Source organism: Bacillus hominis, assembly GCF_018332515.1.
GTDB classification, from domain to species: Bacteria; Bacillota; Bacilli; order Bacillales; family Bacillaceae_G; genus Bacillus_A; species Bacillus_A hominis.
This window is the reverse complement of the sequence record NZ_BOQD01000167.1, coordinates 1-5,106: the sequence shown is the minus strand read 5'-3', so window position 1 is coordinate 5,106 and position 5,106 is coordinate 1. Positions and strand designations below refer to the sequence as shown.

Genomic DNA, 5,106 nt, shown 5'->3' with positions numbered 1-5,106 from the left:
AAAATATTTATAATTAAAAAAGTATGTACATCGCGGTGTATTTACTTGTCAATCTTGCATGACCACTATACTATTAAAATGTAGAGATTAGAAAAAAGGGGTTGTATCTAGCATGAAATTTGAGATGCACACAAAAATTATTTCAAATGAAAAAGAAGTAAGATTACATATAGAAGATAATTTATTTCAATTAATTTTAGATGGTTATCATCTATTTACTATTCAAGAAATATTACCTTTATATAAATCAAACGAAGAAAGAATCGGTAGTGCAATTGTCCAAAAGTTAGAATGGGAGAATGGAAAAACTACACTAAACTATCAGCTTGTTTCACTACAATCAGTAAACTAAAAGGAGAAGGGTAATATGAAGTTTTTTCATACAGCGGATTGGCATTTAGGTAAGCTTGTTCATGGTGTATATATGACTGAAGATCAAAAAATTGTGTTAGATCAGTTTGTACAAGCTGTTGAAGAAGAAAAACCGGATGCTGTAATTATTGCAGGAGATTTATATGACCGAGCAATTCCACCTACAGAAGCAGTAGACTTATTAAATGATGTATTACAAAAGATAGTTATTGATTTACAAACACCAGTAATCGCGGTTGCAGGAAACCACGATAGTCCAGACCGCATACATTTTGGTAGTAATTTAATGAAAAAACAAGGATTACATATTGTTGGACAATTCCAGTTTCCATACAATCCTGTTGTTTTAAATGATGAATACGGAGAGGTTCATTTCCATCTCGTTCCGTATGCAGATCCAAGTATTGTTAGACATATATTGAAAAATGAAGATGTTCGTTCTCATGATGATGCAATGCGTATTTTTATGAACGAACTCTCTGAAACAATGGATAAAGAAGCGAGACACATATTTGTAGGACATGCATTTGTAACTTCCTCAGGAGAGGCAGAGGAAAATACGAGTGATGCGGAACGACCACTTTCAATTGGTGGTGCTGAATATGTAAATAGCCATTATTTTGATAAGTTCCATTACACGGCGCTTGGCCATTTACATCAAGCGCATTTTGTACGTAATGAGACAATTCGTTATTCAGGTTCACCACTTGCATATTCTATTTCTGAAGAAAAGCATAAAAAAGGATATTATATTGTGGAACTGGATGAAAAAGGTGAAACAACAATTGAAAAACGTTTACTTACACCACGTCGTAAAATGCGTACAGTAGAAGCGAAAATAGACGATTTATTGCTTCATCCAGTAAATGAAGATTATGTATTTGTGAAATTATTAGATGAAAATCCTGTCTTGCAGCCAATGGAAAAAATACGTTCTGTATACCCAAATGCAATGCATGTTGAAAGATCTATTCAAAGACGAGAGCTCACAGATGAAAATGAAGTAACTGTTTCAAGACATAAAACGGATGATTTATCTCTTTTAAAAGCATTTTATAAAGAAATGAAAGGGCTAGATTTATCAGAAGAGAAAGAACGTCTATTTATAGAGGTTTTACAAACAGTGCAAGAACGGGAAGGTGAGCGAGGATGAGACCGATTCAGCTTATAATGACCGCATTTGGTCCATATAAACAGAAAGAAGTAATCGATTTTAAAGATCTTGGTGAGCATCGTATTTTCGCTATTTCTGGAAATACAGGAGCTGGAAAGACAACGATTTTTGATGCGATTTGTTATGTATTATATGGAGAGGCTAGTGGAGAAGAGCGCAGTGATACAAACATGCTTCGTAGCCAATTTGCTGATGATAATGTTTATACAAGTGTGGAATTAACTTTTCAGTTAAAAGGGAAAAGGTATGAAATAAAACGACAACTGGGCCATAAAAAACAAGGGAATAAAACAATTACAGGACATGCAGTCGAATTATATGAAGTAATTGATGAGGAAAAAGTTCCATGTGTTGATCGTTTTCATGTAACGGATGTAAATAAAAAAGTTGAAGATTTAATTGGATTAAGTAAGCATCAATTTAGCCAAATTGTCATGTTACCGCAAGGAGAGTTCCGAAAATTATTAACATCTGAAACGGAAAATAAAGAAGAAATATTACGCCGCATTTTTAAAACAGATCGTTATAAATTAATGCGTGAGTTATTAGATCAAAAGCGTAAACAATGGAAAGACGTCTTACAAGAAAAACAGAAAGAACGTGAGCTATATTTCCGTAATGTATTTAAATTACCAATACGTGATGGAGCATTATTAGAGACATTAGTGGAGCAAGAGCATGTAAATACACATCAAGTAGTAGAGTCATTAGAACAAGAAACAATTTGGTACAATGCAGAGGTTGAGCAATTACACGTAGAACAAAATGACAAAACGAAACAATTAAAAGAAGCAGAGGCACGTTTTCATGCAGCAAAAGCTGTAAATGAGAAATTCAAAGATTTAGAACAAAAGAATGAGAAATACAGTACTTTACAAGAAAACCGTGCCGTAATCGAAATGAAAGAAAAATCTTTTAAACATGCGGAACAGGCGAAGCGATTATTACCATTTGAGCAATGGTATGAGGAAGCGATGCAACATGAACAGCAGTCTGAAAGTTTGTTAAAACAGATAATCATAAAAAAAGAACATATAATGAACAGTTTTGAACTTGCCCAGGAGAAATATGAAGCATTAAAGAATAAGGCATCTGAGCGAGAAAATGCGAAAAAACAAGTTCAAAGACTAGAAGAGTTACAACCAATTATTGCATCATTAGCTGAGAAAAAGTTAAATTTGCAAAATGCCGAAATTCAAATAGGGAAATTAAAAGAAGGTATGCAAAAGTTAGATGAACAACTAGAAGTGCATACAAATGAAAAACAACGAATGTCTGGTGAATTACAGCAATTAGAAGCAGCGCTTGAACAATATGTAGCTAAAGTAGAAGAACTAACGAATATGCGAGAAGATGCAAAAGTATTAAAGCAGGCATATGATGTATGGCAAGAAAAACAAAAATATGAGCAAGAAAAAGAAATTGCGTTTCATAAGATGCAAGAGGCAGTTAGTGCATATGAAAATATGGAACGCCGCTGGTTAAGTGAACAAGCTGGTATATTAGCTCTTCATTTACATGATGGTGAATCTTGTCCAGTATGTGGTAGTATGGATCACCCAAAAAAAGCTACAGAGCAAAGTAATGCAATTGATGAAAAAGCGTTAAATGAGCTAAGAGAAAAGAAAAACGCTGCGGAAAAATTGCATGTTCAATTAGAAGAAAAGTGGAATTTCTATCGATTTCAATATGAACAAGTAATAGAAGAAGTGCTAAAGCGAGGGTATCGCTCAGAAGAATTAGTAGAAACATATAGTGCGCTCGTTCAAAAAGGAAAGCAATTAGCAGCAGAAGTTAATACGTTAAAAGCAAGTGAAGAAACACGTAAGAAAATTGCTGTGAATATAAAAAGCGTAGAAGAAAAAGCAGAAGAACTCCAGAAACAAAAGCGTGAAGTAGAAACATTACAGCACCGTACTGAAATGGAGTGTATACAGCTTCGTACGTCATATGAACATGATAAGCAAAATATTCCAGAAATCTTGCAAACGGTACAAGCTTGGAAAGTACAGTTTGACCAAGCTCTGCAAGAACTCAGGTTAATGGAAGATGAATGGGAGAAAGTGCAAGAAGCGTATCAACATTGGCAAAACGAAAATATACGTATTCAAGCAGAACATGATAGTGCTTCTAATCAATTTAATAGTACAAAAGAGAAGAAAGAAGAGACTTTCACACGCTTTATGAAAGAGCTAGAACAAAGCGGATTTACAGATCAATTAACATATACAGAATCCAAATTAAATGATGCTGAGATGGATAAGTTACAACAAGAAATCCAAAATTATTACTCATCTCTAGAAGTACTTACAAAACAAATTGAAGAATTAAAGGCAGACTTAAAAGATAAAGAGTATATGGACATTTCTTCATTAGATGAGCAAGTGAAAGAATTGGAAATTAACCTTGATATTATTAAAGAAAAGCGACAACGTGCTCAAAACGCCGTATCATATATTACGGATTTACATGAAAATATTAAACGAATTGATGAACAAATTCATGAGGAAGAAAAAGCATTCCAAGAACTTGTTGATTTATATGAAGTAATGAAAGGGGATAACGATAGTCGTATATCCTTTGAACGTTACATCTTAATTGAGTATTTAGAACAAATTGTTCAAATTGCGAATGAACGACTACGTAAATTATCAAATGGACAATTTTATTTAAAACGAAGCGAACGAGTTGAAAAGAGGAATCGACAAAGTGGATTAGGATTAGATGTATACGATGCATACACCGGCCAAACCCGAGATGTAAAAACATTATCAGGCGGTGAGAAGTTTAACGCATCACTTTGCTTAGCACTTGGAATGGCAGATGTAATTCAAGCATATGAGGGTGGTATTTCCATCGAAACGATGTTTATCGATGAAGGATTCGGCTCATTAGATGAAGAGTCATTGACGAAAGCAGTTGACGCCCTAATCGACTTGCAAAAATCTGGTCGCTTTATTGGCGTAATTTCACACGTTCAAGAACTGAAAAACGCAATGCCAGCTGTATTAGAGGTAACGAAGCAGAAGGATGGGTGTAGTCAGACTAAGTTTGTGGTGAAGTAACAAGATTTAATTGCTGAAAAATTTAGTGAAATAATAAATAAAGCGCCGTCTCCTTATTGGAGGCGGCGTTTGTATGAAATAAGGAACTATGAGTTATCTGAAGTAGGCGGCGTATGTGATAATCGATTATAAGTTTTAAAAGCAGAAATTGCCGATATAACACCACCCGCTAAAAATAATGCTGATCCACCTACTAATATGATACGACTGACATATGTTTCTCGTGCTTCTTCAACTTCTTCTTGTAACATTGTAGGCATATGATTCCCTCCTTTATAAAAATGTGTTTTGTAATAGTATATACAAACGCCTAACATGTGTTAAAAAAGCTGGATAGTTATATGTAGAATCATCTAGTTTTTTTTGTTTTGTAATAAAAAATTATAGAAAGTTAAATGAATCCTATAGTATCAAAAAGCGTTTCAATTATTTGAAAATCTTCATCCTAAATTTATGCTAACTTCACATACAGCACATATTAAGATTGTATTATGT

At 33.9% G+C, this 5,106-nt stretch carries 4 protein-coding genes; 3 read left to right on the top strand and 1 reads right to left on the bottom strand.

Annotated elements, in window-relative coordinates; genetic code table 11:
- The first annotated feature begins 112 nt into the window (after positions 1-112).
- The 3 genes from KI356_RS16945 to KI356_RS16935 are packed head-to-tail and all read left to right on the top strand — an operon-like array spanning position 113 to position 4,611.
- Complete coding sequence (locus tag KI356_RS16945) at positions 113-352, top strand: DUF2584 family protein (RefSeq protein ID WP_002085739.1); 240 nt, start codon at positions 113-115, stop codon at positions 350-352.
- Between the two features lie 15 nt (positions 353-367).
- The gene (locus tag KI356_RS16940; protein WP_212935960.1) at positions 368-1,525 is read left to right on the top strand and encodes an exonuclease SbcCD subunit D; all 1,158 of its coding nucleotides are present in this window, start codon (positions 368-370) and stop codon (positions 1,523-1,525) included.
- Positions 1,522-4,611, top strand: a complete 3,090-nt coding sequence (locus KI356_RS16935; protein ID WP_212935959.1) for an AAA family ATPase — start codon at positions 1,522-1,524, stop codon at positions 4,609-4,611. The genes KI356_RS16940 and KI356_RS16935 overlap by 4 nt, the downstream gene beginning before the upstream one ends.
- 86 nt (positions 4,612-4,697) lie before the next feature.
- Here KI356_RS16935 and KI356_RS16930 read toward each other — a convergent pair whose 3' ends face one another.
- Entirely contained in the window at positions 4,698-4,871 is a 174-nt protein-coding gene (locus tag KI356_RS16930; RefSeq protein WP_002012755.1) for a hypothetical protein, read from the bottom strand.
- Positions 4,872-5,106 lie beyond the last annotated feature (235 nt).